This window comes from Streptomyces sp. NPDC093260 (assembly GCF_040683715.1).
GTDB classification, from domain to species: Bacteria; Actinomycetota; Actinomycetes; order Streptomycetales; family Streptomycetaceae; genus Streptomyces; species Streptomyces sennicomposti.
Genome location: NZ_JBFBEK010000011.1, coordinates 99,620 through 125,631 on the forward strand (window position 1 = coordinate 99,620; position 26,012 = coordinate 125,631).

Below are 26,012 nucleotides of genomic sequence, written 5' to 3' on the forward strand. Positions count from 1 at the left end.
CGGCCGGGCGAGCGACCGGCGCAGTCGGCCTGCGCGGCTTCATGCGTGCGGGGGCACCGCGACAGAGCACCCTCTGGTCTGCTCACGAACCCCCCGCACGCAACCCGCTCTCGCCGTGCCGCCGGTGCTGCTCGTCGCGGAGTACGCCCGCTGTCGCGGCGTGCCGTCCGGACGCGCCGGGTCCCGGGCTGTGGTGGGTGGACTCCTGCCGTGACTGCATGATCACGCCTGGACGAGATGACCCCTGGTACTGGCCGTCTTCAGTGCGGCGGGCAGGGAATTGCTCAGCACGCTGCCGTCATGCTCCGGCCGGCGGCGCCGGGACGCGTTCTGCCTCCTGCCTCCCGACGCCGGCCCTCGATGCGTGCAACGGCTGGTGCCGGGACACGTCGGGCCGAGCGCGCCGGCCCGGTCGCGGCCTACTGCCACCGTGCGTTCTGGTTCAGATGCGGCCACAAGGAGACCTGGCTGCCGCGCCCGTTCGCACCGCGGTGGATCTTCAGGCCCTGCTTCTCCCACGGTCCCATGATCGTGTACTGGAAGGTGCCGCCGTCGGTCGAGACGGGCTGGAGGTAGAACACCTGGTTCTTCCCGTTGTTGCAGTTCCAGACGATGAGACCCTGCCCTTTCTTGTAGCGGGCGGCAGGCACGTCCAGGCACAGGCTCCGGTTGTCCCAGGGGCGGAGGTTCCAGCCGTAGCCCTTGGGGCCGGGCGTCAGGCACCACTTCTCGTTGCCCTTGCCGCCCGACCAGGGCCACGTGATGACCTCGGCACCCTTGTGGCTGCCGCCACCGACGTTCAGGTAGACGAGGCCGGACCCGACGCTGCCGGGCACGTGGAAGGTATAAGCGTGGTTCCTGTTGCAGCTGACCGCGGCGGCACTCACAGAAGCCGGGGAATACGCCGGAGCCGCGGATGCGGCGGGCGGCACCACAGCGGCCCCCAGTGCGAGAGCGCCGACGAGCATTTTGTTCCTCAATTCTCCCCCTCGAATCGACTTGGGAGACAAAATACTCAGGCCCTGACTACGCTCAATCCACCCGGAGTTGGAATGTTTGTGTCAACCTGTGCGGTATCCCGGGTACCGCACAAGTTGATGAGGCGAAGTGGAGACGGACCGCTGAGCCCGACTGATTCGACCGGTAGCCGACACCCGGCGCGGCGGAGCCGAACAGATGTCTGCGGCTGTGTGCTGCCCGCGCCGCTCTCAGGCCGTTGATCGTGTGTTCCCACCCGGAAAACCCCGGTGATCAAGGCCTGGCTGCCGGCTCACCCGCGCTTCCACCTGCACTTCACGCCCACCGGCTCCTCCCGGCTCGACCTGGTCGAGGGGTGGTTCGCCGAGCTGACCGGCAATCAGACACGGCAGGCGTCCACAGAAGCGGCAGCATGGGAGAGGGGCATTCGATCTTGGATCCCCGCGTGGAACACCGGTCCCGAGCCCCACGGGTGGACGAAGACCGCAGACGAGAACCTGGAACGCCTCGCGAGTTATCTGAACAGAATTCCCGACTCAGAAGACCTGTGCGATGGTGCGCGGGCGCAGAGGGTCCGATTCCGGCGTGCATACGTCGGGTGGCAGCCCTACGTTGGAAAAGCCGAGGTCACAAAGCCACTGAAATGACCGCTGGCACTCCCACGGCCGACTCGCCCTGGATCAGGAGAGGGGATCGTCATGGCAAGCAGCAACCGCGCCGTCGTCTTCCAGAACCCGAAAGACATGCGCGTCGAGTCTCTCGACTTCCCGAAGCTTCAGATGCCGAACGGGAAGAAGGCCCCACATGGGGTTATCCTAAGGATCGTCGCCACCAACATCTGCGGCAGCGACCTGCACATCTACCGAGGGTCCTTCCCGGTGCCCCAGGGCATGGTGATGGGACACGAGATGACCGGGGAGGTCATCGAGGTCGGCCCCGACGTGGAGTTCCTCGGTGAGGGCGACCTCGTCTCCGTCCCGTTCAACGTCGCCTGCGGCCGATGCCGCAACTGCAGGGCGCGCCGGACCGACGTCTGCGAGACCACGAACCCCAAGGTGGCCTGCGGAGCGTACGGCTTCAATCTGGGCGACTGGACCGGCGGCCAGGCCGAGTACCTGTTCGTCCCGTACGCCGACTTCCAGCTCCTGCGCTTCCCGGACAGGGACCAGGCCATGGCGAAGATCCGTGACCTGGCGCTGCTCTCGGACATCCTGCCCACCGCGTTCCACGGTCTCATGGAGGCCGGTGCCAAGCCGGGCTCGACCGTGTACATCGCCGGCGCCGGCCCGGTCGGCCGCTGCGGCGCAGCAGCGGCGCGTCTCCTCGGGGCGTCCTGCATCATCGTCGGCGACCACAACAAGGACCGCCTGGAGCTGGTGAAGAAGAACGGCTGCGAGACGATCGACCTGAGCCAGGACGCAGCGCTCACCGACCAGATCGAGGCCATCCTGGGCGAACCCATGGTCGACTGCGCAGTCGACTACGTCGGCACCGAGGCACACGGCCTCGGCGGCGAGGGCGAGGACATGGACCCGGCCTACGCCATCAACCAGGTGATCGACGCCACCCGCGCGGGCGGAGCCACCGGAGTCATCGGCGTCTACGGCCCCGACCCGCTCGCGAAGTCGAAGGCCGAGCAGGAGGGAACGTACCCGATCGACTTCGGCAAGGCCTGGATCAAGTCGCCGCGGATCGCCGCCGGGCAGGCGCCGATCATGCACTACAACCGCGAGCTGATGATGGCGATCCTGTGGGACCGCATGCCCTACTTGAGCGCCATGCTCAACACGAAGGTGATCAGCCTCGACGACGCCCCCGAGGCCTACGCGACCTTCGACAGGGGAGTGCCCGAGAAGTTCATCATCAACCCCCACGGCCTCATTCCTGCCTGAGCCGGGCTCGGACGGAAACCCTCGGACGGGAAGCAGCAGACGGACGGCGAGCGGGACCGCCAGGGTCTTTCGTTCGGATCAGGCCGGATCAGGGAGCGGCACCAGGCACCGCGAGCCCGGCGTGATGCGAACGAGAGGCCCCGGGGCCGCACGGAGCGGGGTCAGCCGACCTGACCAGACCACGAGGCATTCCACACGCCTCTGTTCCCTGGTGGCGCAGGACGCACATGCCTCGGCCAGCCGATACGGGTAAGCCGGACCTCATCCGTGGGCCGAGGTCCGGCTGGGCGCTTCGCGGCGGGCTCCCCGTTCTTCCACGTCAAGCTTGCGTGATTGGTATACGAAGCAGGACATGGATCCCCGCCGTCGCAGGCGCAGCGGTTATGGGTGGCGACGTTGTTTCCCAGACAGTCCCGTCATTGGTGGGTGCCGGGGCAGTCGACGAGAAGGGTCCGGTCATGCGGGAGCCGTCGCAGAACGTTACGGTCGTGACTCTCCTCGCGGATCCGGACGCGCCGACGGAGATCGCGCGGCGCATCGCCCGGACACTTCCTGCTCGGCTCGCCGACAAGTCGGGCCAGGGGCGGCGGTTCGACGTGGAGGTGGTCAGTGAGCCCTTCACCGCAGGGACCGAGGACCTGTCCACGTTGACGCGCCGGATCATGGAGCGTAGGCGTGCGGAGAACTGGGACATCGTCGTGGCCCTCACCGACCTTCCGCTGCACTCGCACGGGCACAAGCTCGTGGTGGATCTGAGTCATGAACACTGCGTGGCGCTGTTGTCCCTTCCTCCGCTGGGAGGCCTGCGTCTCCAGACGAGAGCCATGCGGGCGGTGGAAGAAACCGTGCTCAGCTTGGCGAGTCCGAGAACCGCTGGGGCTGGGGAACCTCCGCGGCGTCAGCGACTGGGGCGCTTCGTCAGTCGTTTCGCGCCTGTCCACCAGGGTCCGATCGGTGCGGACGAGACGGCTGATCTGCGGTACGTCGTCAGTGGGCCGCGCGGTTACCTGAGGGTGCTCGGCGGTATGGTCCGCGCCAACCGGCCGTGGCGGCTGGTGCCGGGTCTGTCGAAGGCCCTGGCGGCCGCACTCGCCACGGGAGCCATCGCCACCGTGAACTCCACCATCTGGAGCGTGTCCGAGGCCCTGAGCACGTTGCGCCTCGTGATCGCCATGGTCGGGTCCGTCGTGCTCATGATCGGCTGGCTGATCGTGGACGCACGCCTGTGGCATCGGCCGACAGACGCCTCGCCGGAGGAGAGGAAGAGGACGAGCCTCTACAACGCCTCGACGGTCATGACCGTGGGGATCGGGGTGATCGTCTGCTATGGAGGCTTGATCGTCATCAACCTGGTGTCGGCGCTGTTCATTCTCAACGACCGGGTGTTCGCCTCCATGACGCGATCCCCGCTGCACGCCGCGGACTACTACACGTTGTCCTGGTTCGTCTCTTCGATCGCCACCGTGGGCGGGGCGCTGGGATCCGGCTTCGAGAGCAAGGAGGCGATCCGGGCAGCCGCCTTCTCCAAGCGTGAACAGGAACGTCGGGACACGCTCCGCGACGACCACGGTGACCAGCCCTCGAAGTGAACCGATACCGGTGTGGACGGTTCCCGGGTGCGGGTGCCCGATCGCCGCATCGGTCCTGGCCTGCACGCTGGGCAACACGGTCTGCCAGACGCCACCCCGCTGCCGGCGACGGAAGAGCCCATGGGCCCCGTCTGCCACGGTCCGTACTCCACCGGCAGATCGCGCCACGGAGCACCCGTCCGCACCCGCCAGCGGATCTCATCGCTCAGTCGGCGCCCACATGCCGACGGCCCGGCGGCTGTGCGACAGGCGGCAACGGCTCAGCACCGCCCATGGTCATCCGGGAGATCCCCGCGCCCCACACCACGATCACCACGCCGGGAGGCCCGGCAAGAAGCCCAGTTCCGAAACACGGCCCAGTCTTCTGAGTCGGGAATCCTGTTCGGATGACTAGGCTTACGGGGTGGCGCGTACCGGGCGGCCGAAGGCCGAGCTGATCCTGTCGGACGAGGAACGAGTTGCGCTGGAGGGCTGGGTGCGGCGCCGTTCCACGCCGCAGGCGTGGGCTTTGCGGTGCCGGATCGTCCTGGCCTGCGCGACCGGCGCGTCCAACAAGGACGTTGCGGCGCAACTGGGCTCGACACCGCATGCGGTAGGCCGGTGGCGGAAGCGGTTCGTCGAGCACCGGATCGTCGGCCTGGGCGACATGCCGCGCTCGGGTGGTCCCCGGACGGTCACCGACGAGCAGGTCGCCGCGGTGGTGAAGCGGACGCTGGAGTCGACGCCGAAGAACGCGGCGCGCTGGTCGACGCGGGCAATGGCCCAGGAGATGGGTCTGTCGCAGTCGACCGTGTCGCGGATCTGGCGGGCCTTCGGCCTGCAACCGCACCGCTCGGAGTCCTTCGGGCTGTCGACGGACCTGTGCTTCGTCGACAAGGTCCACGACGTCGTCGGCCTCTACCTGGACCCTCCTGAGCGGGCGCTGGTGTTCTGCGTGGACGAGAAGTCGCAGATCCAGGCCCCGGACCGGTCCCAGCCGGTGCTGCCGATGACGCCCGGCGTCCCGCAGCGCATCACCCCCGACTGCGTGCGGGCCGGCACCGCGGCGCTGTTCGCCGCCCTGGAGGTGGCCACGGGGAAGGTGATCGGCTCACTGCATCGCCGCCACCGGTCCGAGGAGTTCGGGAAATTCCTGACCAGACTCGACCAGGAGGTCCCGACGGGCCTGGACGTCCATCTGGTGCTGGACGACTACGCCACCCACAAGACCCCGGCGATCAAGGCCTGGCTGCCGGCCCACCCGCGCTTCCACCTGCACTCCACGCCCACCGGCTCCTCCTGGCTCGACCTGGTCGAGCGGTGGTTCGCCGAACCGACCGACAAGCAGACACGGCGAGGCGGCCACAGAAGCGTCCAGGCACTGGAGAAGGACGTCCGCACCTGGATCGCCGCGTGGAACACCGATCCCAGGCCCTACATCTGGACGAAGACCGCAGACGAGATCTCCGAGCCTCTCGCGAGTTGTCCGGACGGAAGGCCCGACTCGGAAGGCTAGGTGTATTGACCACCAGCGTTGTTGACAGTCGAACCGGCTACCTCGGCTACAGCTACTGGGCCTTGAAGTGATCATGGTCCGATCGGCGAGGCAGTGCAGTTCAAGCTGGAAGACGCTGGCGTCCGCTGGTGGATCGGATCGGTCTCGCGCCGCTGCGGGCCCCGGATCGCACGGGGTCAGTGAAGGTGCGGGCAGCCTGTCGTCATTCGCCATCGTTTGCCGATGGCATCAGGGCGCGGAAGTTGCGTTCCAGGTGCTGGGCCAGCGGGGTATCCGAGGTGTCGTTTCGCCAGTCCTCGAGTGAGAGTCGAAGGGTGCCGATGGCCATCATCGCGGCGATGCGGAGCTGGGTCCGCTGTGCGGGGTCGGGCCAGAGCGTCGACATGGCGTCGGCCAGGTCCCGTTCCATTTGAATCTCGGCAATGTCCTTGCGGCCGCTGAGTGCGGCGGAAGATCGCAGCAGGGCGTCCATGGCTTTGGACTCGGCGGTTTCGTAGCGCGAAGCGAGGCTGAGCAGGCAGCGCATCGCTGCTTCGAGGGGGGCCTGTTCCGGGGATTGTTCGAGCATGGCCGGGTGCAGAGCGGAGGAGAGGGCTCCTGCTCCGTGCCAGGCGAGCAGGACATCGTCCTTGGACTTGAAGTAGTAGAAGAAGGTCCGGCGGGAGATCCCGGCTGCTGCCGCGATGTCGTCGAGCGTGGTGGCGTCGTAGCCGTGTTCGCGGAAGAGCCGCAGTCCGGCTTCCGCGATCCGGGCGCGGGTGGCTTCCTTCTTGCTCTCGCGTGCTCCTGTCACCTTGCCCTCACCTCCTTCTGGTCCGGCCTTGCGCCGGAAACTCGCACTCAGTGTAACCTTGTACGAGTTCGCACTGAGTGTAATTTTCGGAGGCTGGTCATGACGGAAAAGATCTGGTTCGTCACGGGCGCGTCGAGCGGGTTCGGCCGCATCTGGACGGAGGCAGCCCTCGGCCGCGGGGACAAGGTCGTCGCGACCGCCCGCAACCCTGAGGCACTCGCGGACCTGGTGCACCGCTTCGGGGACGCCGTGCTGGTGCGCGCGCTGGACGTGACCGACCGCGAGGCGGTGTTCCGCGTCGTCGCCGAGGGACACGGCCACTTCGGCCGGCTGGACGTGGTGGTGAGCAACGCGGGCTACAGCTACACGGGCGCGGTCGAGGAGCTGGACTTCGACGAGGTGAAGGCGAACTTCGACACGAACGTCTTCGGCACCCTGTCGGTCATCCAGGCAGCGCTGCCGCTGCTGAGGGCACAGGGCAGCGGGCACATTCTCACGGTTTCCAGTATCGGCGGGATCGCCAGTTTCCCGACCGGCGGGTCCTACGTCGCGACCAAGTTCGCCGTCGAAGCGATGAGCGAAGCCCTGGCCGGTGAGGCTGCCGCGCACGGGATCAAGGTGACGATCATCGAGCCGGGCAGCTACACCACCGGATTCCGCGGAGCAACGAAGGCCGCTCCGGCCATGCACGAGTACGACGCCGTCCGAAAGGCGATCTACGCCTCGTTCGACCCGTCGACGACCGGCGACGCTGCGGCCACCGCGGCAGCCGTCCTCACCGTCGTGGACGCCGCCGAGCCACCGCAGCGCCTGCTGCTCGGCGACTGGGTCCTCGACCGGGTCAAGGGCATCTACGCGGACCGGATCGACACATGGGAGCAGTGGGCCGCGGTGTCCGACGCCGCGCAGCGGTAGCGGACCGAAACCTCCGAGCGTCGGACAGGGCGGTGGTGGAGGCGGCGGAACAGGTCGGTGACCGCCTGGAGCCGCGCCACGGCCAAAGGGGCAGGACGCCCTGAACCTGAGGCGACCGAACTGCTCACGGCCACCAACTAAGTGCAGGTAACCGTCACAGAGGACCGTTTCGATCTCATCTTCGACATCATCTCGCCCGGCCACGAGCGTGCTGAACACGTCCGGCCTTGACGAGTAGGCGACCATCGCAAGGCCAGGGCCCTTGGGCGCAGAGCGTCCTGGCCCCGGCCTCGCTCTCGCGCGTGCCGGGCGTCGCGGGGCAGGCGGGACTTTCGGAACACGCCTAACGGTGGCCGGTGCCAGTCCGGCGAGGTGGGAGTGCGGTGCTTTCGCTGACCGGCAACCCGCACGACGGGAAGACGGCCAGGATCTTGGTGTCCGGGCTGGAGATGCTGCGCACGGTCTCCGGCGGCAGCACCTACGGCTGCGGAGGCGGCGACGGGGCAACGGCGGCTGGGGAGCCGACGTCAACGGCTCAGAAGGCTCAGAAGGCTCAGAAGGCTCAGAAGGCTCAGAAGGCACAGAAGGCACAGAAGGCACAGAAGGCGCAGACGGCAGCAACGGCGCCGACGGCGCCGCCGGAGCAGACGGCAACCACGGAGCCGTCGTCATCAGCTGGTGACCCACCGCCCGTGGCTGCCGCACACTGCCGTTCGGGGATTGGTCACCGTGACCGGTCCCCGAACGGCAGCGCGCAGCACCCCTCTCGGTTCGATCGCCTCTGACCTGCCGAGTCAAGGTTCGGACACAGGCGCACAGCTTGAGTTTCGACCTCAGACGACGACTTGCTCGCGCCGTCTCCGCTGCACCCGCCGCCCTCGCCCTCGGGCGCACGTTCCTCCAGGCCCTTGCCTCGGGCGAGTGGGACGGCATCCGGGCCCTGCTGCACGACGACGCCGCTGAGACAGGCGGCGTGGAAAGCAGGTGGGCACAGGACCCGGTGATCACGCGGTGGCGACGCTCTGTGACCGCTGACAGAGGACTGTGCCAGTCCTCTGTCAGGTCGCCTGCGTGGCCAGCCTGTGCAGGGTCCGCGCGGCAGGTGATCCGGGGTCGGCCGTGATCAGGACGACTTCCTGGTCGTCCTCGGGCACGAGCAGGACGTCACAGTTCAACCGCAGCGCGCCGATCTCCGGGTGATCGAGGATCTTGGTGCGGTGTCCGGGGGCGTGGACCGGACGCGCTTGCCATATCTGTCGGAACTCCTCGCTGCCGGCGTGCAGTTCGGCCAGCAGAGCGGTCAGCTGCGGGTCATGCGGGTAGCGGTCGGCGGCCCGCCGCAGCCGCGCCACCACGATGTGCCCGAACTCCTCCACGCTGGAGCTCTCGTACATCCGCCCCTGGCCGAGGAAGCGGCGCCGGGCCAGGTTCGTCCTGCCGCCCCCGAGATCGCCGCCGAGCAGTGCCTGGGCCAGGGGGTTCCAGGCGACGACGCCGTACGCCGCGTCAGTGACGATGGCACCGGTCTCCGGCAACCGCTCCAGCATCCCGGCCACATGCGGACGTACCTGCCGCACGGCGCTGATGCCGGGCGGTGCGCTCGACCCCGCCAGGCGGAACAGGTGGCTGCGCTCGGCCGGGGTGAGGCGTAGCGCCTGGGACAGCGCGTCCAGGATCCGGGGGGATGGCCGCGGGCCCCGGGCCTGCTCCAGCCGCGTGTAGTAGTCGACCGACATGTGGGCGAGTTCCGCCACCTCTTCGCGGCGCAGGCCTGGTGTCCGGCGATCGGTGCCCGTCGCCGTCAGGCCGATCTCGTGTGGGCGCAGGCCCGCCCGGCGGTCCCGCAGGAAGCGGGCCAGCTCTTGCCGTGCCATGCCCTTCCTCTCACTGCCTGGTACAGGTTGTCCCTGGCGGGGCGCCCGCAGCCAGGGAACGGTGGTCGCCATGAACGATCGCACAGCTCTTGTCACCGGTGCCAACAAGGGCATCGGCAAGCACATCGCGCGGCTCCTCGCCGCCGAGGGCCTCACCGTGTACGTGGGCTCACGCGACCGCGGGCTCGGACAGCGAGCCGTCGAGGAGATCGGCGCGGGCGCCCGCCTGCTGGTCCTCGACGTGACAGATCCTGACGGCATCGCACGGGCCGCGACCCAGGTGGACCGTCTGGACGTGCTGGTCAACAACGCCGGGATCTCACCGTCACTCGCCCCGCCGGCCGACACGAGCGTCGAGGAGTTCCGGCGCACATACGAGACCAACGTCTTCGGAGTGGTGGCGGTGACCAATGCCTTCCTGCCCGCCCTGCGCCGGTCCCCGCATCCGCGTATCGTCAACATCTCCAGCGGCACCGCATCGCTGACCTGGAGCACGAACCCCAACCCTCAGTTCACCCCGGGAAGCGGTGGCGCCGCCGCCTACCGGTCGTCCAAGGCCGCCCTCAACGCCCTCACCGTCCTCTACGCCCAGACGCTGGCCGAGGACGGCTTCAAGGTCAACGCGCTCGCCCCCGGCATGCGGGCCACCGACCTCAACCAGCTGGCCGCCGCTGCCGGCGACGACCCGGCCGAGGCTGCCCAGGGCGCCGCCCGCCTGGCCCTGCTGCCGGACGACGGTCCCACCGGCGGCTTCTTCTCCTGGGACGGAACGCCCGTGCCCTGGTGAACGGCGCCGGGATCCCAGGCGACGGCATTGACTCGCACGCGCCGAGAAGCGTATTGCCAGAGCGGCGCTCCCCCCGGGCCGAAGCTTGGCAGCAGTACGAAGGCCGCGCGGACAGGAACGCGGTCGTGAGCGGTGGTTCGGGCGGTCGTCCCGCCGGTGGGTCGTCCAGGCCCGGCGGATCAGGTTACGGACGGCGATGACGGTGTCGGCGAGGGCGCGGGTGGTGAGTTCGGTGCGGGTCTTGTCCGAGTCGTAGCCGGCACCCAGGTGCACGGTGATGTCGTCGGGGATCGGTCCCAGGCCCGCCAGCCGGTCCAGGGGCGGAGCCGACAGCGGGGGAGTCGTGGCGGTTCGTTCCGGCGAGAACCCTGCCGAGCGGGGGCCCATACCCATCCGTCATGTGGAGGAGCCAACCTCGTAGATCACGACCAGCGCCGCATGCGTCGGCCCGGTCCGCAGACGGACCAGTGTCGCCGACATCCGGCCACGAAGACCAGTTCGTCCTTCGGACCGGCTCCAGTCCCGCGTTGACGAGCACCACCACGCCGCTCGTCGCGTCCGGACCCGCAGCGGGCTTCCCGGCGCGGCGCGACCTCTTCGATCAACTGGCCGGGACAGCGGCGCGAGATGCCGCAGAAGGCATGATGAGCACGGCCGCGCGGGCCAGCTCGATGTTCAGAACCCGCGCGGTCATCGACACGTCACGGCCTGCTCGCGAAGAAGGGTCAGACCCGGTCGAGGGGCCGATGCGGTTCGTCCGGAAGCTCCACCGTGACCGTGTCGCCGGGGCGCACCATGCCGCCCACCTGGACGACGCTCATGATTCCGGCCTTGCGCACGACGTTCCCGGCCTCGTCACGGCCGACGACCTTCTTCAGCAACCCGTCCTGGAAGTTGTCGATCTGCAGGCAGGGATTACGCAGGCCGGTGACCTCCACGACCGCCTCGTCGCCGATGTGCAGCAGTGTCCCGACGGGCAGGCTGAGCAGGTCGATGCCGCTCGTGGTGATGTTCTCGCCGAGTTCGCCGGGTGCCACCTTGAATCCCTCTTCACCGACCTCGGTGAAGAGCTCCTCGTGAATGAGGTGGACCTGGCGGAGGTTCGGCTGGGTGGGGTCCTGCGCGACACGCGAGCGGTGCTTGACCGTGACGCCGGCGTGCACGTCCCCCTCCACCCCGAGCCCGGCGAGCAACATGATGCTGGCCCTGTTGGGCTTGGTGAACGAGTACTCGCTGTTGCTGCTCACTGCCGTCACCGTTCCACTCATCCCGCGGACCCCCTTCTCGGTGGAGATGATTCGCCACGAGCCTAGCCTGCGGACCTGAGCGCGCAGCACCCGGCGACGCGGCGGGAGGCAGCCTCCGGGCGGCCGGCCGCTGCTCCGGTGCGACGCGCCCGCCGAGCGTGCTCCCGTCCCGATCGCCCGCCGGGGAGGGGTTCAGGCCGTCGTGGGGCGACGCGTGCGTGACCGTAGGTGGTCCGGTCATGGTGCCCGGTCATGGAGGACGGCGACCTCTTCGCGCTCCAGGAGCTCGACTTCGCGCCGGTGCGGGCCGCGGGAAGCGGCTGGCCGTGCTCACTCCTGAGGAAGCGACGGGTCGTCCGGCGACTCAGGGCCGGACAGCACACGTGGCACCTCGTGGGTGTGTCTCCCAGGTCCTCGGGCAGCCGCCCGTTTCGATGGGTGCATGACCCCGGATCGGCTCATGTACCGCGCCAAACGGCGGCTCCTCGGGCAGCCGCTCACCACCGAACGTGTCAGCGAGGAGAAGCTGAGCAATCGGACGGCCCTCGGCGTGCTCGCCTCCGACTGCATCAGCTCCTCGGCCTACGGCTCCGAGGAGATGCTCCGGGTCCTCGTTCCGGTCGTCGGAGCAGCCGCCTTCACGCTGGTCATGCCGGTGACCGGCGCGATCCTGCTGGTACTGCTGCTCCTGACGCTCTGCTACAGCGACGTCGTCACGCTCTACGCCCGGGCCGGCGGCTCCTACGTCGTCGCCCGAGAAAACTTCGGGCCGGACGTCGCGCAGGTGTCCGCGGTGGCCCTGCTGGTCGACTACGTCGTCACCGTCGCCGTCCAGACGTCGGCCGGCACCAACGCGCTGATCTCGCTCGCCCATCTGGCGGGCAACGGCTGGACCGGGCTGGACCACCTCCAGCTGCCGGTTTCCGTGGCGGTGATCGTGCTGCTCGCCTACGGGAACCTGCGCGGAGTCCGCGAGGCCGGGCGGATGTTCGCGATCCCCGCCTATCTCTTCATCGCTGCCATGGGCCTGGTCTTCCTCGTCGCGGCGGCGCGGGCACTGGCGGGCGGGCTTCCGCACGCCGACCTGACCGCTCCCGGCGTCGTTCCCCTGGGGACTCCAGGCGACGGCTGGCTGTACGGCGCCTCCCTCTTCATCGTGCTGCGGTCCTTCGCCAACGGCGGCTCGTCCCTCACCGGACTCGAAGCGATCTCGAACGGGATCTCCGTCTTCCGCCAACCGCAGGGCCGCAACGCCCGGCACACCCTCATCGCCATGAGCTGCGTGCTCGCCGTCCTGGTCCTGGGCGTCTCCACCCTCGCACACGTCACTCACGCCGTCCCGTACGCCGACGGAACCCCCACCGTCATCGCTCAGGAGGCGAGGCTCGCTTTCGGTGACGGAACAGGGGGGACGATCGGCCTGGTCTTCGTCCAGCTGGCAACCGCCCTGGTCCTCTACACCGGTGCCAACACCCCCTTCACCGGCTTTCCGTTTCTGGCCAGCTTCGTCGCACGGGACCGGTTCCTGCCGCGCCAGCTCACCCGGCGCGGGCACCGGCTGGCCTTCTCCAACGGCATCGTCTCGCTCGCAGCCTTGTCGCTGGTCCTGCTGCTCGTCACGGGAGCCAACGTGGACAGGCTGGTGGCCCTTTACGCGATCGGTGTGTTCACCGCCTTCACCATGGCCGGGGCCGGTCTCGCCGCCTACCACCTGCGCAGGCGAGAGCCACTGCGCCGCATGAAGATCACGCTCAACGCACTCGCGGCGGGTGTCTCCGCCGCCGTCGTGCTGATCTTCGCCGTCACGAAGTTCACCGAAGGCGCCTGGTTGGTCGTCGTGGTCTTCCCGCTCGGGGTCTGGGTGCTGATCCGGATCAACCGCGAGTACCGGCGCGAGGCCGCCGCCCTGGAACGGCTGCCCTCGGGTGCGGGCCGGCCCCGTACCCGACGGCACGAGGTCCTCGTCCTGGTCGAGACTCTGGACCTCGCCACGCTGAAGGCACTGCGGTACGCCCACGAACTGCGGCCCCACAGCGTCCGGGCGGTGCACTTCGCCATCGACGAGGCACACGCACAACGGCTGTCCCGCTTGTGGGCGTCCACGTCAGCCACTTCGGTCGCACTGGAACTCGTGGCCTGCCCCGACCGCCGACTGCGGCACGCATTGCGGGAACTGGCCGCCCGGACCACACAGGGTGGGGACACGTCCCTGACAGTGCTCGTGCCCCGGCGGATGTACGCGAACGCCCTCGGCAGACTTCTGCACCGCGGCACCGGCGAGAAGATGTCGCGGGCACTGGAGCAACTGCCGCACGTCGCGGTCACGATCCTGCCGTTCGACGCTTCGCACGCCATTCAGGTCCTGGAGTCGGGTCATCTGCCCGACATCGACTGAGCGTCCGCCAGCCGGGAGACGTTCACCCTCGGCGCCGCAGGCTTCCTCGCGTGGTCGTGTTCGGCATCGTCCAGGCTGCCGCCTCGTCACGAGGCGGTCCGACCTGTGGTGGGCGTCGGGACCCGGCGTCACCGGACCGGTACGGCCCCCGTGGGCATCGGTGATGTCGACGAGGACGGCTGTCCACTTGCTTCGTCGGGGGCGACACCCCGGATCAGGGTGAGGGTGTATCCGGCATCCCCTTCCGCACGAACCGTGACGGCCGTCGGCGCCCGAACAGACATTCCGCGGAGACCGGGAATCCCTGTCCGGTGACGACAGGGAGGAGTGGGTGTCCACCCGGCATCGGACGGACACCCACTCTTCTCGTGCGGGCCCCCTGAATTGAGGGCTGGAGGTCAGTGCTTGAAGACGTCCTTGGCCTTCTCCTTGGCTTCGCGGGCGTCGCCGGTGCTCTTGTCGGCCTGTCCCTCGGCGGCCATGCGGTCGTTGCCGAGGGCGCTGCCCGCGGCCTCCTTGGCCTTGCCCTTGGCCTGCTCGGTCTTCGCCTTGGCCTTCTCGCCGGCACTCATGAAAGACAGCCTCCTCGAAGTCTCCGCTGACTGTTGCGGTGAGCGCTCTCGTGCCCCGGCTTTCCCACCACAAACAAAGGCGCTGGGGGTGAATGCGCACAGCAATGCAGGGCACACGGCGGTCAGGAGGTTGATAACGATGGTTCCCCTTTTGCTCGTCCTGCTTCTGGCGCTCATCCTCTTCGGTGCGGGCTTCGCCCTGAAGATCCTGTGGTGGGTGGCGCTGATCGTTCTGGTGGTGTGGCTGCTCGGCTTCGTGATGCGTTCCACCAACGCGGGCGGCGGTCGCGGCCGCTGGTACCGATGGTGACCTGACACCGAACACACCCCTGGCAGGGCCCGGCCGAGACATCGGCCGGGCCCTGCCCGCTTGTCCGGCGGATTGCCGGGCGGCCGCACCGGGCGAACGCGTCCGGGACGGAATTCGGGACAGGTTCGGTGTCGCATAGCCAGCTTCCCGGGCCGACGGCGGACCCCGATGTCCCGAACCACGTCCGAAGTCCCGGCGTTCATGTCTTCGTCGCGGCCTGCTTCACCGCGACCGCACCTGTCACCCGAACCTGTGTCCGACCCAGTTCTGGCTGCGGGTTCACAGCGTGGCCGCACGCGTTCCCAGCACGATCGCCAGGTGTGCGCAGAGCGACGCGGTCCCCAGCAACCCGGCCCCGGCCGCGTGGTCGATCCACAGCGCCAGTCCGATGTGCTTCCTTCCTGAAGGGAGGTTCGCGGGTCTGCCGGGACCTCAGGCCCTGGCGGCGGACGTCACCGTCGCCCGCACGGCCAGGTGAGCGCCCTGCCAGCGCCGACGCAGTCGACGGTCGTGGCTGACGATGACGAGGGCGCCGTCGTACCCGGTCAGGGCAGTCTCCAGCTCTTCGACGAGCGCGGGCGACAGATGGTTGGTGGGTTCGTCGAGCAACAGGACGTCTGACGGCTCGCTGAGCAGCCGCGCCAGGGCCAGACGCTGCCGCTGCCCGGTGGACAGCCACCCGACCGGCACCGTGAGGTGGTCGCGGTCGAACAGGCCGAGAGACAGCAGCTGTTCGGCGTGTCCGGCGGCCTCACCCGCCCGTCCACGGGCGAAGGCGGCAAGAACGGTCTCGTCCGGCTCCCCGGGGCGCGGTTCCTGGGGGAGGTAGCCGGCCCTGCCGCGGCAGGTGACACGCCCGCTGTCGGGGGCGACCTCCCCGGCCAGGACGCGGAGCAAGGTGGTCTTGCCCGCTCCGTTCGGCCCGGTGATCAGCAGGCGCTCGCCCGCCGCGAGGCTCAGGCTCGTGGGGGCGAGCCGGTCCGTGACGGCGATGTCGACGGCGTCGAGTACGGCGCCCTGCCGGCCGCCGGTCCGCAGCACGGGAGCGAAGCGCAGCGGCTCCGGCGGGGGCGGGACCGGGGTGCCGAGGAGACGGCGCAGCCGTTCTTCGGCGTTGCGAACCCGGCTGGCCAGTGATTGCTGCACCCGGGCGCCCGCCCGGTCGTACGCCATCTTGTTGCCGTCCTTCATCGCACGGCCGGGGGCCACCTGACGGGCGGTGGTCGCGGCGGTTTCCCGGAGCCGGTCGACGTCGGCCCGCCACTGCTCGTGCGCCTGGACCCACCGCTGCCGGGCGGCCTTCTTCTCGGCGAGGTAGCCGGTGTAGCCGTTGCCGTACCGGACGACACCGCGCCGGTCGGCGTCCACCTCAAGGAGGCCGGTGGCGACGCGTTCGAGGAAGTCCCGGTCATGGGAGACCGCCACCGTGGTGCCCCGTCGGGTGCGCAGGTGTTCTTCCAGCCAGCTCAGGGCGCTGTCGTCGAGATGGTTGGTCGGCTCGTCAAGGAACAGCACCTCCGGCGCGGCCGCCAGGACGGCCGCGAGCCGCAACCTGACCCGCTCTCCACCGGACAGGCCGCCCACGGTGCGGTCGCGGCCCACCAGACCCAGGCCGAGACCGTGCAGGGCACGCTCCACGCGGGCGTCGGCGTCGTAGCCGCCGCGCAGTTCGAAGACGGTCATCAGTTCGCCGTACTCGGTCATGCCCGACTCGTCGCCGTCGGCCATCGCGGCCTCGAGACGGCGCATGCGCCGCTCGACGGTGCGTAGGTCACTCAGGGCACGGTCGATGACCTGCTGGACGGTCGCGCGCGGCTCCATCCGCTCGTCCTGGGCGAGATAGCCGACACCGCCGGGGGCCTGGACGACGACCTCGCCCTGATCGGGCCGTTCACGCCCGGCGAGCAGGCGCAGCAAGGTGGTCTTGCCCGATCCGTTCTCACCGACGATCCCGGTGCGCTCGCCCGGGGCGAGCGAGCAGGTCACCGAGTCAAGGACGAGCCTGCCGTCGAAGGACTTGCTGACAGCGAGCGCGGAGATCTGTGTGGGCATGCGGGGACTCCGAAGCATTCGAGAACGAGACGGCCGTCAAGGGCCGTGCGGCCGTGCGAACGCTTTGGATGAGCATCGATCACTCCACTAGTGCGACGGTTGCTGCTTTAAGATGGTGCCACAACGCTGTGCCCACGATCAATCGGACCACCTGTGACGACTCCCACACCCCCAGGACAAGAACAAGAGCCAGCAGGCGCCCGGCCGTCGCCGACCCGACGCCGCCCCGGGGGCCGCACCGCCCGTATTCGCACGCAGGTACTCGACGCGGTCCTCGCGGAACTCGGCGAACACGGCTATGACGCGCTCACCACCGACGCCGTCGCCGCTCGCGCCGGCGTGCACCGCACCACGGTGTACCGGCGCTGGGGGGACGTCGGCGGCCTGCTCGCCGACGTGCTCGACGCGGCGAGCGACGACGACTGGCAGCCGCCGGACACCGGCTCCCTGGAAGGCGACCTGGCAGCGCTCAACCGGGAGATCCAGACAGCCCTGACCGCAGAGCCCCCGATCGTGACGGCGCTCATCGCCGCCTCGTTCCGCTCCGAGAAGGCCGCCGACGCGCAACAGCGGCTCTGGGAGGACCGGTACGCCCGATGCGAGGTCGTCGTCAGCCGGGCTGTCCGGCGCGGCGAACTCCCCTCAGGCACCGACGCCCGGCGTCTGCTCCTCGCGGCCACCGCACCGCTGTACCACCAGCTGGTGCTCCTTCGCACGGCACCTGACCCGCAGCTGCCCGGCGACGCAGCCAGGACCGCCGCCCTCGCCGCGGCCGCCGGCGCCTTCGCCGAGACCCCGCCAGCAAGCGATGCCTGAGGTGTCGCTGACTGGGACGTCTGGAACGCCCTCATGAAATGGTCCGGGGCTGCGGGGACCGCCTTCACGCGCGTGGAGTCGCACGGCTGCCCGTGGCCGCGCTCGGCGGCAGAGGGTGCCCCGGGCGATGGCATGGGGGATCTCTCCCTGTCCCTGCGTCTGGTGGTGCAGGCGGACTTCGCGTGCCGGATCGGTGGTGTGGATGGGGCGTGGCGGCGTCCGGGCGCGGGTCCGCCCACGGGCTCGTGCCCGTGGGCGGTGGTACTGCCGCCGGTCACATCACGTGGACGGTGACGGTCCTGGAGTGCGTCGGGCCGGACACCACACGCAGGTGCTCGGTGCCCTTGGCGGCCAGCTTCGTGGTCACCGTGTAGGTGTCGCCCTTCTTGACCACGGTGGTGGCGCGCAGGGTGGTCCACTTGCCGTTGCGCAGGTGCTGGACGGTGAGTTTCGTTCCGGCCGCCAGGTGCGCGGTGCGCCCGGTGAGGGTCACGCTCTGTCCGGCCTTGACGCTGCTGTGGCTGGCCTTGACCGAGATGCTCTTGGTCATCGTGTGCGTGGTGTGCGTGGGGCTCGGCGTCGGTGCGGCGCCGGCGGCGAAGGCTGCGGCCGTTCCGGCCGACACCAGGGCGGCGGACAGGGCGCCCGCGGCGAGGGTGCGCACACAGCGGTGGCGGAGGTTGGCGTGCATGGTGGTCTCCCGTTGTCCGACGGATTTCCCCCTGCGAGGCGCGAGGCCACCCGATCGGGGGGACCTCGCGCCTCTCCAGGTTTGCCCGGACCGGCCCGCCCGGCGACCCGGAGAAGGTGAGAAGCACTGGCGAGGTCCCTGTGTTTGATGAGGAAAACGCAGGTCAGGGCGCCCAGAGTCGCTTACCTTTTTCTTACCTTGGTTGGGGTCGCTCACCTCAAGCCGCCACCCCGTACCCCCCCTGCTCACCGAAGGCGGCACCGGACGGCCCATGGGCAGCGCACGCATACGACTGCTACGAGCATGGTCTGGGGGCTCGGTGACGCGACGCGTGCGACTCCGAGAGGACTGTTGCCTGCCGCGTTACCGCGCATGGTCGATGAGGCGGTGAGGGGACTACGGGCCTCCCACTGCCCCGGCGGCGCTCAGACGGACCAGCAGCTGTCCGGGGCCGGTCACGGATCGGACGTTCACCGGGGACGGCCCGATCTCGGAGGTGGGGCTCAGTCGGTCTCCTTGCGCGGCACGTAGGCGATGCTGAGCCCGATGATGGCGACGAAGCACAGCGCCACCAGGACGACGCTCACGCGCAGGCCCAGCAGCGTGTCGTGCATGCCGATCAGGGAGCCGAGAAGCGCCACGCCCATCGCCATGCCGACCTGGCGGGCCGTGTTGAGGACGCCGGAGCCGAGACCGGCGTAGGCGGGGTCGATGGCCAGCAGGGCGGCGGCGTTCAGGCTTGGGGAGAACACCCCGCAACCCAGGCCGGCCAGGGCGGTGCCGGCGACGAACAGCGGCCAGGTGCCCCGGCCGTCGACGCCCAGGAGCAGGGCGGTGCCGACGAAGGAGGACAGCGCGCCGGTCCACAGCAGGAAGCGCGGCCCGCGGTGGACGAGGCGGCGGTTGAGGACGATGGTGCCGAACACCCAGGCGACGGAGAACGGCAGGAAGTAGACACCGGTCCTTTCGGCGCTCAGTCCCCATTGCTGCTGGAGGTAGATGGCGAGCATGAACTGCATGCCGTAGCCGCCGAACTGGAAGGCGAAGCCGTTGGTGACGGACGCGGAGAACGCGGCGCGGCGGAAGACGGCCAGGGGCAGCATCGGGTGGGAGGTGCGGGCCTCGACGGTGAGGAACACGGCTGCGGTGATGACCGCGAGCGCCAGCAGGCCGAGCGGGATCGGTGCGGTCCAACCGAGCGAGCCGCCCTCGATGAGGTAGGCGACCACGGCGGAGAGTGCGACGATGCCGGTCAGTTGGCCGGGCAGGTCGGGGTGGGCGGCGCGGCGCGGGGTCTCGGCGGCGTAGCGCCGGGCCAGGTGGAGGGTGATCAGGCCGACGGGCACGTTGATGAGGAAGATCGAGCGCCAGCCGAGCAGTTCGGTCAGGACACCGCCGCCGATCGGGCCGGCGACCAGGGCGAGTCCGCCGGTGGCGCCCCACACGGTGATGGCCTTGGCGCGCTCGATGGGGTCGGGGTGGGTGTGGGCGATGATCGCGAGGGTGGTGGGCAGCAGGCCGCCGGCCGCGACGCCCTGGAGGAAGCGGGCCGCCACCAGGACGCTCAGGTTCGGGCTGACCGCGCACAGCAGGGACGCCGCGGTGAAGCCGGCGAGGGAGCAGACGAACAGGCGGCGGGCGCCCCATCGGTCGCTGATGCTGCCGGCGGTCAGCAAGACGGCGGCCAGCGGGATGGTGTAGATGGTGACGACCCATTGGAGGGCCGCCAGGGAGCCGTGGACGTCCCGCTCGATGGCGGGCAGGGCTATGTTCAGCGCGCTGCCGTCCAGCAGGATCATGAAGAAGCCCAGGCAGACGGCGGCGAGGGCGAGTGCGGTATGGCGCGGGGAGCGCCTCGGCGCCGCTGGTGCGGACACCCCTGCGCTCTGGTACGCCCTGCTCGTCGACGTCTCGGGGACGGCGGTCATGGCGGGAACCTTCTTTCGGTCGCGGTGCGGAGGGTGGGTCCAGCGAGCAGAAAGGGTGGTGCGGTCACGGCGGAGGTCATTCAGACGGTGAGGCCGACCAGGGCGGCCTTGGCGGCCTCGGCGGCCCGGCGGAACGCCTCCTCGTCCTGCTGGGCGCGGGCGAGGACGTAGCCGCCCTGGACGGTGGCGATGACGAGCGCGGCCGTGGCCGCGACATCGGTGTCCTGGCGCAGTTCCCCGCTTCGTACTCCCTCGGCGAGCACGTCGGCGATGCGCCGCTCGAGCCACGTGAAGAACTCGGCGACGGGGGCGCCCAGTTCGTCGTCGGTGACGACATCGGGGTCCTGGGCGAGCCGGCCGACGCGGCAGCCGGCGAGCGGGCTGCGTTCCATGTCCAGATAGGCGCCGACGCGTTCCACCGCCGTGTCGCCACTGTCGAGCGCCGCCTCGACGGCGGCCTGCAACTGATGCGCGGAGTGCCGCATGGCGGCGACGGCCAGCTCCGTCTTTCCGGAGAAGTGGTGGTACATGCTGCCCTGTCCGGCATGGGAGCGCTTCTGGATCATCGCCGGGCTGGTCGCCGCGTAGCCGCGCTCCCACAGCAGTTCGGCGGCGGCTCTGACGAGTGCGTCCTTCGTAGTCACGCACATCACTGTACCTAATAGTAGGTACAGGCGCGATGGAAGCCCCCACCACGTTCCGGCCGGGGCTCCTGCAGGGGAGGGGTTCCGAGGGTCAGGCCGGGTCGGGTTGCCTGGTCAGCTCCTTGCGCAGCGCCGGCAGCGAAACCGTCCCGGCGCAGTCGCAGGGGACGCGGTCGGCCTCGGTGACACGGGTGGTGCCGGTGAACCGCCCGAGAACCTCCGGGCGGCACCGGGCAGTCGCACTGAGAGGGGCGGCGAGTCACGCTGCCGCCGTCGATGCCGAGACCTGACAGGATCCCCCCATGGAGATCCGCCGCATCACTCGCCCCGAGGCTGTCCAGGACGCCGGGCACCTCTTCGACGTGTCCCCTCTGCCGGAGGCGACTGAGAGGTTTCTGGCGGACGAGCGCCACCACCTCCTGATCGCCTATGTCGACGACGCCCCGGCAGGGATGGTCACCGGCGTCGAGATGACCCACCCGGACAAGGGCACCGAGATGTTCCTGTACGAGCTGGGTGTGGCCGAGCCGTTCCGTGGTCGCGGTGTTGGCAGGGCCCTGACGTCGGCGCTTGCGGACCTGGCGCGCGAACGGAACTGCTACGGCATGTGGGTGATCACGGACGAGGACAACGTGGCGGCACGGGCGACTTACTGTCGTGCCGGAGGCGTACCGGAAGAGAAGCAAGTGGTGCTCGTCTGGACCTTCGACCAGGCGTAGCGCCAGCCGCCACTTCTCGCGGTGCGCGACCTCGGGCGGAACACGGTGTGGTGCGGCGGTCGGTGTCGCGTCCCGCTCTCTGACCGGAAAGGCCGCCACTGCGGCGGACAGGAGGCGCTGTCGTCGGCGGGGTGGACGCTGACAGCGACCCGGCAGTCGACTTGCGGCGACCGTCCAGCATCCGTTCGGCACGTAGCACTCGCCCTTGGTCCGCTGGTCCTCGCGCGGCACCGAAGTGAGCACATCAGCCACGTACGACGCCAACTGCGCCCGGAAACAGTTCACTTCATGTGCTTCCGTCCGTCCAGCACGCCCAGGAACAGACGGAACTCGAAGACCGGACGGAGGCCTGTCAGACTCCTCCGATGCGGCTCCGCACCGCTGGCACCACCTTGCCGGACGTAGTGGCGAGCGTGGCTCCGACGACGCTGACGCTCACCAGGGTGAGCCAGAGCGAAGCCGCCCCGGTGGACAGCAACCCGGAGAGCGCGGCCGGAGCGACCGCTCCCGCGACGGTCACGGCGAGCTGGTTGAGGGCCAGGTACCGGCCGCGGAGAGCGTCTGGGGCGCTCTCCGCGGCGACAGTCGATGTGATGGGGCCGCCGAGGATTTCCCCGAAGGTGTAACTGCCCGCACCGAGCAGCACGACGCCGACCGCGAGGGCCGGCGCGGCCACACGGTCGGCGGCGAGGAAGAGGACGTAGCCGGCGGCGAAGCAGGCGTGCCCGGCGACGAGGACGCGGCTGCGGATCCGCCCGCTGAGCCGTCCGACGACGACGCCCTGGCCGAAGCCGACCATCAGGGTGTTGAGCGTGAAGACCGCGCCGGCTGTCCAGGCAGGCAGTCCCAGCACGTCCACGGCGTAGACCGGTATCGCGATGTTGAGGGCGAACAAGGAGATCGCGAAACACAGTTGATGCGCGACCAGTGACAGGTACCGCCGGTCCCGGAGCACGCGCATCCAGCCTCCAGCAGCGTCCTTGCCCGCCTGGGGACGGACGTCCGGCACGGCCCTCATCAGAAGGAAGGCGGCGACGTAGGACAAGGCGTTGACGACCACGATCGCGGTGTAGGCGCCGTGAGTACCGATACTGACGGCGACGGCGGAGAGGAGCCCGCCGAGCGCGTAACCGAGGTTGCGTGCCGACCCCAGCAGTGCGAACCAGCGCTCGCGTTGGCCGGGTGCGGCCAGCGCCGTGACGGTCACGCCGTAGCAGCTGAAGAACACTGCCCGCCCCGCACTGTTCAACCAGGCGCAGAGGGCGATCTGCCATGTCTGGCCCACGACGAGATACCCGGCGAAGCCGAGCGCCTGGGCCAGGTTGGCCGCCTGGAGCACCGGCTTGGCGCCGTACCGGTCGACCAGTCCTCCGGCCAGAGGGCCCGCTGGGAGCGCCAGCAGCCCGGCCGTCGTCAGTGCCGCGCCCACCTGCACCAGCGCCAGCGACGTCGTGGCCAGGAAATAGAGCATCGAAACGGGGATGAAGACACCGGTGCCGATCGAGTCGATGACGATCGCTGCGACGAAACGGCCGTGCGGAGCTGTCGAGGGACGGATCGTGTGATCGGGAATAGACACAGCCCGGACGGTATAGATTCGATACCGGTATCCACAACGCTACCGGGAGTCGTCATGGGTAAGGCCTACAACATCATGGCCGCGACCTGCCCCAGTCGCACCGTCCTGCACCGGATCGGGGCGCGCTGGACGGTGTTCATCGTCAACGCGCTGGACAACAGGCCGATGCGGTTCACCGAGCTCAAGGCCCACATCCGGGGGATCACACCGAAGGCGCTCACCGAGACGCTTCGCGCCATGGAGTACGACGGCCTGATCTCGCGCACGGAGATTCCCGCGAATCCCCCGCATGTCGAATACGCCCTCACCGACCTCGGCCGGTCACTGCTGACACCCCTGCGCGCCGTCCGGGAATGGGCCGAGAGCCACGTCCCGGACATCGAACGCGCCCGCGCACAAGCCGACGCGCAGCGGTGACCCCGTTCGCCGATCGGGCCACGAATCGCGCGGCGCGAGGCACATCCTGCGCACTACTTCCTGATCGGGCACAGCACTGCCGGACGCCGGGCGCTCGCAGCCACCGGCCGGTCACGAACTGTCCGTGATCCGAGAGTGAGCCCGGGGAGGAGAGGTACGCGACAGGAAGGCCGCACTGATGGAAGCCCTTCGGATCCTGCGCGAGAACCAGGAAGTCGCCCGGCTCGTACGGGCGCTGCTCGGCGTCCTGCGCGACACCGCACTCCGGGACGGCGTTCATGTCGTAGATCTGCCAGCCCTCTCCCCGCTGCGCCTGCTGAACTGATCAGGCAACGGCACGCCCAGCACAGGATGGAATCCATGGCTGCATCCACCACCGCCACCACGCGCGATACCGGCGGGACCGATTCACCGCACCGCTCCCCGGTGATCCGATGGCTGGCCGTCGTCGCGGTGATGCTGGGCATCTTCTCCATCGTCACCACGGAAATCCTCCCCATCGGACTTCTGACCGAGGTCGGTGCGAGCTTCACCATCTCCGACGGCATGGCCGGACTGATGATGACCATGCCCGGCTTCCTCGCGGCCATCGCCGCACCCGTCGTCACCGTCGCGACCGCGCGGATCGACCGCCGCCTGATGCTGTGCGCCTTCCTGGTCCTGCTCGCCGCGGCGAACTTCCTGGCGGCGGCAGCCCCCGCGTACTGGATGGTCCTGGTCTCCCGCGTCATCGTCGGCATCGTCATCGGCGGTTTCTGGTCCATCGGCGCCTCTCTGGCCGAGCGCCTGGTCCCCGCCGAATCCGTCGGCCGAGCCACAGCAGTGATCTTCTCTGCGGTGCCCCTGGGCTCCGTACTCGGCGTACCGGCCGGCACGTTCATCGGCGACCTGGCCGGATGGCGTACCGCGTTCATCGCCGTGGGCGGCCTCACCGTCGGCGTACTGATCCTGCTGCTGGTCGTCACGCCGCCACTGCCACCGCACCGGAGCACCCGCCTGGGCGTCCTGCAGGGCGCGCTCAACAGCGTCGCCACCCGCTTCGCCCTGCTCCTGACCGTTCTGGTCGTGCTGGCGCACTTCGGCACGTACACCTATGTCACACCGTTCCTCGAGCAGGTCACCGACGCGGGCTCCGGGCTCATCACCGTCTTCCTCCTGGTCTACGGCGCGGCGGGCATCCTCGGCAACTTCCTGGGCAGCTCCCTGGTCGCACGCCGTCCACGGGCCACCTTCGGCACCGCCGCCGGCCTGATCGCCGCCGCCACCCTGCTCCTGCCCGTTCTGGGGCAGTGGAAAGCCGGAGCGGTCGCTCTCCTGATCGTCTGGGGCGTGGCGTACGGGGCCGTGCCCGTCTCCTCCCAGACCTGGTTCATCAAGGCGAGTCCCGACACCCCCGAAGCCGCTTCCGTCATGTTCACCGCGTCGTTCCAGGCCACGATCTCCCTCGGTGCGCTGACCGGTGGAATCGTTGTCGACGCCAGCTCGCCCTCGACAGTCATGACCCTGGGCGGCATGACAGCCGTGCTCATGGTCATCGCCGTGCTCGCCGTACACCTCCAGGGCTCGGGCGCTCGCGCCGTCGACTCCGGTGGGCGTGGTCGGAAGCGTGCCCGGTAGGTTCCCGGCGTGATGCCGAGGTTGCGCGTGAAGGCCCGACGCAGGGACTCCGGTGACCCGAAGCCGGTGCGCCGGGGGCCACCGTGGCCATGGGGTCGTCGCTGTCTTCCGGCATCGCCTGCGCGGCCTCCATACGGACCTGCTCGACGTAGCGGGCCGGGGTCGTGTGCGTCTCGTTGTGGAACAGGCGTGTCATGTGGCGGGTGCTCACACCTGCCGGGCACGCCATGGCGGCAAGGGTGTGCGGGGCGGACGGGTCCTCGGCGACCGCGTCCAGGACCCGGCGCAGCATCTCCTGACCCGCGCGCGGGGTGTGGGTGCGGACGCTGAACTGGGACTGGCCGCCCGGCCGCTGCATGGACACGACCACGCGGCTGCCCCACGGCGTCCGTCTGCACCGGCGCCTTCCTCCTCGCCGCGGCCGTGCGCGGCGCAGACGCCTGTACTCCGGTGAGCGCTCGTCGGTGAATGCCCGATGCGGTCGGCGAGCCGGTCGTAGCAGGGGCCGGGCCGCCAACCGGCGCGGTTGAGCGTTCGCAGGCCGACCCGCACGCATGGGCACGGAGTGACGGATCCGCCTTCTGGCGGCCTGCCGTCAGAAGGCACGCATACGATGGGAGCGATGTGCGGCTGAGCGCGTTTCTCGGCGAGGCGGCGCGCAGCGTCATGAGGGGGGCTGTCCCGGCTACCACCGCGCAGGAG

General features: G+C 69.5%; 23 protein-coding genes and 2 pseudogenes. 13 read left to right on the plus strand and 12 right to left on the minus strand.

The window, feature by feature from the left end; genetic code table 11:
• Positions 1 to 419: 419 nt before the first annotated feature.
• On the minus strand, positions 420 to 836 hold the full coding sequence (locus AB0N63_RS16260; RefSeq protein WP_365529506.1) for an RICIN domain-containing protein: 417 nt from the start codon (positions 834 to 836) through the stop codon (positions 420 to 422).
• A 396-nt stretch (positions 837 to 1,232) separates the two neighbouring features.
• On the opposite strand from AB0N63_RS16260, the pseudogene AB0N63_RS16265 reads away from it, so the two are divergent.
• The 4 genes and pseudogenes from AB0N63_RS16265 to AB0N63_RS16280 all read left to right on the plus strand — a co-directional run.
• A pseudogene (locus AB0N63_RS16265) lies at positions 1,233 to 1,349 on the plus strand (IS630 family transposase); the annotation flags it as partial.
• A 327-nt stretch (positions 1,350 to 1,676) separates the two neighbouring features.
• Positions 1,677 to 2,870, plus strand: a complete 1,194-nt coding sequence (locus AB0N63_RS16270) for an alcohol dehydrogenase catalytic domain-containing protein (protein WP_365529508.1) — start codon at positions 1,677 to 1,679, stop codon at positions 2,868 to 2,870.
• Between the two features lie 458 nt (positions 2,871 to 3,328).
• On the plus strand, positions 3,329 to 4,459 hold the full coding sequence (locus AB0N63_RS16275; protein ID WP_365529510.1) for a hypothetical protein: 1,131 nt from the start codon (positions 3,329 to 3,331) through the stop codon (positions 4,457 to 4,459).
• A gap of 403 nt (positions 4,460 to 4,862) precedes the next feature.
• Positions 4,863 to 5,954, plus strand: a complete 1,092-nt coding sequence (locus tag AB0N63_RS16280) for an IS630 family transposase (RefSeq protein WP_365529512.1) — start codon at positions 4,863 to 4,865, stop codon at positions 5,952 to 5,954.
• A gap of 202 nt (positions 5,955 to 6,156) precedes the next feature.
• Here AB0N63_RS16280 and AB0N63_RS16285 read toward each other — a convergent pair whose 3' ends face one another.
• A complete protein-coding gene (locus AB0N63_RS16285) occupies positions 6,157 to 6,747 on the minus strand; it encodes a helix-turn-helix domain-containing protein (RefSeq protein WP_365529514.1) in 591 nt (196 codons plus the stop codon).
• A gap of 99 nt (positions 6,748 to 6,846) precedes the next feature.
• On the opposite strand from AB0N63_RS16285, the gene AB0N63_RS16290 reads away from it, so the two are divergent.
• On the plus strand, positions 6,847 to 7,662 hold the full coding sequence (locus AB0N63_RS16290) for an SDR family NAD(P)-dependent oxidoreductase (protein WP_365529516.1): 816 nt from the start codon (positions 6,847 to 6,849) through the stop codon (positions 7,660 to 7,662).
• 1,058 nt (positions 7,663 to 8,720) lie between these two features.
• On the opposite strand, the gene AB0N63_RS16295 is transcribed toward AB0N63_RS16290, so the two are convergent.
• The gene (locus AB0N63_RS16295; RefSeq protein WP_365529518.1) at positions 8,721 to 9,536 is read right to left on the minus strand and encodes a helix-turn-helix transcriptional regulator; all 816 of its coding nucleotides are present in this window, start codon (positions 9,534 to 9,536) and stop codon (positions 8,721 to 8,723) included.
• Between the two features lie 70 nt (positions 9,537 to 9,606).
• Here AB0N63_RS16295 and AB0N63_RS16300 point away from each other — a divergent pair, with 70 nt between their 5' ends.
• Positions 9,607 to 10,323: an SDR family oxidoreductase gene (locus AB0N63_RS16300; RefSeq protein WP_365529520.1), complete on the plus strand. Its 717-nt coding sequence runs from the start codon at positions 9,607 to 9,609 to the stop codon at positions 10,321 to 10,323.
• Positions 10,324 to 10,461: 138 nt separating this feature from the next.
• Here AB0N63_RS16300 and AB0N63_RS16305 read toward each other — a convergent pair.
• A pseudogene (locus tag AB0N63_RS16305) lies at positions 10,462 to 10,723 on the minus strand (IS5/IS1182 family transposase); the annotation flags it as partial.
• Positions 10,724 to 11,048: 325 nt separating this feature from the next.
• Positions 11,049 to 11,591, minus strand: coding sequence for an MOSC domain-containing protein (locus AB0N63_RS16310; RefSeq protein WP_365529522.1), 543 nt, complete (start codon positions 11,589 to 11,591; stop codon positions 11,049 to 11,051).
• A gap of 421 nt (positions 11,592 to 12,012) precedes the next feature.
• Between AB0N63_RS16310 and AB0N63_RS16315 the strand changes: the two genes are divergently transcribed.
• Positions 12,013 to 13,965: an APC family permease gene (locus tag AB0N63_RS16315; protein ID WP_365529524.1), complete on the plus strand. Its 1,953-nt coding sequence runs from the start codon at positions 12,013 to 12,015 to the stop codon at positions 13,963 to 13,965.
• A gap of 398 nt (positions 13,966 to 14,363) precedes the next feature.
• Here AB0N63_RS16315 and AB0N63_RS16320 read toward each other — a convergent pair whose 3' ends face one another.
• The gene (locus AB0N63_RS16320; protein ID WP_365529526.1) at positions 14,364 to 14,537 is read right to left on the minus strand and encodes a CsbD family protein; all 174 of its coding nucleotides are present in this window, start codon (positions 14,535 to 14,537) and stop codon (positions 14,364 to 14,366) included.
• A gap of 139 nt (positions 14,538 to 14,676) precedes the next feature.
• On the opposite strand from AB0N63_RS16320, the gene AB0N63_RS16325 reads away from it, so the two are divergent.
• Positions 14,677 to 14,847, plus strand: coding sequence for a hypothetical protein (locus tag AB0N63_RS16325; protein WP_027758556.1), 171 nt, complete (start codon positions 14,677 to 14,679; stop codon positions 14,845 to 14,847).
• A 432-nt stretch (positions 14,848 to 15,279) separates the two neighbouring features.
• Here the strand turns inward: AB0N63_RS16325 and abc-f are convergent, their stop codons facing one another.
• Entirely contained in the window at positions 15,280 to 16,899 is a 1,620-nt protein-coding gene (gene abc-f, locus AB0N63_RS16330; protein ID WP_365529528.1) for a ribosomal protection-like ABC-F family protein, read from the minus strand.
• Between the two features lie 246 nt (positions 16,900 to 17,145).
• On the opposite strand from abc-f, the gene AB0N63_RS16335 reads away from it, so the two are divergent.
• The gene (locus AB0N63_RS16335) at positions 17,146 to 17,715 is read left to right on the plus strand and encodes a TetR/AcrR family transcriptional regulator (RefSeq protein ID WP_365529772.1); all 570 of its coding nucleotides are present in this window, start codon (positions 17,146 to 17,148) and stop codon (positions 17,713 to 17,715) included.
• A gap of 274 nt (positions 17,716 to 17,989) precedes the next feature.
• Here the strand turns inward: AB0N63_RS16335 and AB0N63_RS16340 are convergent, their stop codons facing one another.
• The 3 genes from AB0N63_RS16340 to AB0N63_RS16350 all read right to left on the minus strand — a co-directional run bounded on the left by AB0N63_RS16340 (position 17,990) and on the right by AB0N63_RS16350 (position 20,978).
• A complete protein-coding gene (locus tag AB0N63_RS16340; protein WP_365529530.1) occupies positions 17,990 to 18,406 on the minus strand; it encodes a hypothetical protein in 417 nt (138 codons plus the stop codon).
• Positions 18,407 to 18,909: 503 nt separating this feature from the next.
• The gene (locus AB0N63_RS16345) at positions 18,910 to 20,334 is read right to left on the minus strand and encodes an MFS transporter (RefSeq protein ID WP_365529532.1); all 1,425 of its coding nucleotides are present in this window, start codon (positions 20,332 to 20,334) and stop codon (positions 18,910 to 18,912) included.
• A gap of 80 nt (positions 20,335 to 20,414) precedes the next feature.
• Positions 20,415 to 20,978 carry a helix-turn-helix domain-containing protein gene (locus AB0N63_RS16350; RefSeq protein ID WP_365529534.1) on the minus strand — a complete coding sequence of 188 codons (564 nt, stop codon included), beginning with the start codon at positions 20,976 to 20,978 and terminating at the stop codon, positions 20,415 to 20,417.
• A 302-nt stretch (positions 20,979 to 21,280) separates the two neighbouring features.
• Between AB0N63_RS16350 and AB0N63_RS16355 the strand changes: the two genes are divergently transcribed.
• The gene (locus tag AB0N63_RS16355; protein ID WP_365529536.1) at positions 21,281 to 21,697 is read left to right on the plus strand and encodes a GNAT family N-acetyltransferase; all 417 of its coding nucleotides are present in this window, start codon (positions 21,281 to 21,283) and stop codon (positions 21,695 to 21,697) included.
• A 352-nt stretch (positions 21,698 to 22,049) separates the two neighbouring features.
• Here AB0N63_RS16355 and AB0N63_RS16360 read toward each other — a convergent pair whose 3' ends face one another.
• A complete protein-coding gene (locus tag AB0N63_RS16360) occupies positions 22,050 to 23,276 on the minus strand; it encodes an MFS transporter (protein WP_365529538.1) in 1,227 nt (408 codons plus the stop codon).
• A 54-nt stretch (positions 23,277 to 23,330) separates the two neighbouring features.
• Between AB0N63_RS16360 and AB0N63_RS16365 the strand changes: the two genes are divergently transcribed.
• The 3 genes from AB0N63_RS16365 to AB0N63_RS16375 all read left to right on the plus strand — a co-directional run bounded on the left by AB0N63_RS16365 (position 23,331) and on the right by AB0N63_RS16375 (position 25,310).
• Positions 23,331 to 23,693, plus strand: coding sequence for a helix-turn-helix domain-containing protein (locus AB0N63_RS16365; protein WP_014670894.1), 363 nt, complete (start codon positions 23,331 to 23,333; stop codon positions 23,691 to 23,693).
• A gap of 178 nt (positions 23,694 to 23,871) precedes the next feature.
• Positions 23,872 to 24,018 carry a hypothetical protein gene (locus AB0N63_RS16370; protein ID WP_365529540.1) on the plus strand — a complete coding sequence of 49 codons (147 nt, stop codon included), beginning with the start codon at positions 23,872 to 23,874 and terminating at the stop codon, positions 24,016 to 24,018.
• A gap of 35 nt (positions 24,019 to 24,053) precedes the next feature.
• Complete coding sequence (locus AB0N63_RS16375) at positions 24,054 to 25,310, plus strand: MFS transporter (RefSeq protein ID WP_365529542.1); 1,257 nt, start codon at positions 24,054 to 24,056, stop codon at positions 25,308 to 25,310.
• Here the strand turns inward: AB0N63_RS16375 and AB0N63_RS16380 are convergent.
• Complete coding sequence (locus AB0N63_RS16380; RefSeq protein ID WP_365529544.1) at positions 25,225 to 25,866, minus strand: helix-turn-helix domain-containing protein; 642 nt, start codon at positions 25,864 to 25,866, stop codon at positions 25,225 to 25,227. The genes AB0N63_RS16375 and AB0N63_RS16380 overlap by 86 nt on opposite strands.
• Positions 25,867 to 26,012 lie beyond the last annotated feature (146 nt).

Excerpts from the sequence above, each read along its gene's own strand:
- AB0N63_RS16270 (WP_365529508.1), top strand. The coding sequence starts at position 1,677 with ATGGCAAGCAGCAACCGCGCCGTCGTCTTCCAGAACCCGAAAGACATG.
- AB0N63_RS16275 (WP_365529510.1), top strand. The coding sequence starts at position 3,329 with ATGCGGGAGCCGTCGCAGAACGTTACGGTCGTGACTCTCCTCGCGGAT.
- AB0N63_RS16290 (WP_365529516.1), top strand. The coding sequence starts at position 6,847 with ATGACGGAAAAGATCTGGTTCGTCACGGGCGCGTCGAGCGGGTTCGGC.
- AB0N63_RS16295 (WP_365529518.1), bottom strand. The coding sequence starts at position 9,536 with ATGGCACGGCAAGAGCTGGCCCGCTTCCTGCGGGACCGCCGGGCGGGC.
- AB0N63_RS16300 (WP_365529520.1), top strand. The coding sequence starts at position 9,607 with ATGAACGATCGCACAGCTCTTGTCACCGGTGCCAACAAGGGCATCGGC.
- AB0N63_RS16310 (WP_365529522.1), bottom strand. The coding sequence starts at position 11,591 with ATGAGTGGAACGGTGACGGCAGTGAGCAGCAACAGCGAGTACTCGTTC.
- AB0N63_RS16315 (WP_365529524.1), top strand. The coding sequence starts at position 12,013 with ATGACCCCGGATCGGCTCATGTACCGCGCCAAACGGCGGCTCCTCGGG.
- AB0N63_RS16320 (WP_365529526.1), bottom strand. The coding sequence starts at position 14,537 with ATGAGTGCCGGCGAGAAGGCCAAGGCGAAGACCGAGCAGGCCAAGGGC.
- AB0N63_RS16325 (WP_027758556.1), top strand. The coding sequence starts at position 14,677 with ATGGTTCCCCTTTTGCTCGTCCTGCTTCTGGCGCTCATCCTCTTCGGT.
- abc-f (WP_365529528.1), bottom strand. The coding sequence starts at position 16,899 with ATGCCCACACAGATCTCCGCGCTCGCTGTCAGCAAGTCCTTCGACGGC.
- AB0N63_RS16340 (WP_365529530.1), bottom strand. The coding sequence starts at position 18,406 with ATGCACGCCAACCTCCGCCACCGCTGTGTGCGCACCCTCGCCGCGGGC.
- AB0N63_RS16345 (WP_365529532.1), bottom strand. The coding sequence starts at position 20,334 with ATGACCGCCGTCCCCGAGACGTCGACGAGCAGGGCGTACCAGAGCGCA.
- AB0N63_RS16355 (WP_365529536.1), top strand. The coding sequence starts at position 21,281 with ATGGAGATCCGCCGCATCACTCGCCCCGAGGCTGTCCAGGACGCCGGG.
- AB0N63_RS16365 (WP_014670894.1), top strand. The coding sequence starts at position 23,331 with ATGGGTAAGGCCTACAACATCATGGCCGCGACCTGCCCCAGTCGCACC.
- AB0N63_RS16370 (WP_365529540.1), top strand. The coding sequence starts at position 23,872 with ATGGAAGCCCTTCGGATCCTGCGCGAGAACCAGGAAGTCGCCCGGCTC.
- AB0N63_RS16375 (WP_365529542.1), top strand. The coding sequence starts at position 24,054 with ATGGCTGCATCCACCACCGCCACCACGCGCGATACCGGCGGGACCGAT.
- AB0N63_RS16380 (WP_365529544.1), bottom strand. The coding sequence starts at position 25,866 with ATGCGTGCGGGTCGGCCTGCGAACGCTCAACCGCGCCGGTTGGCGGCC.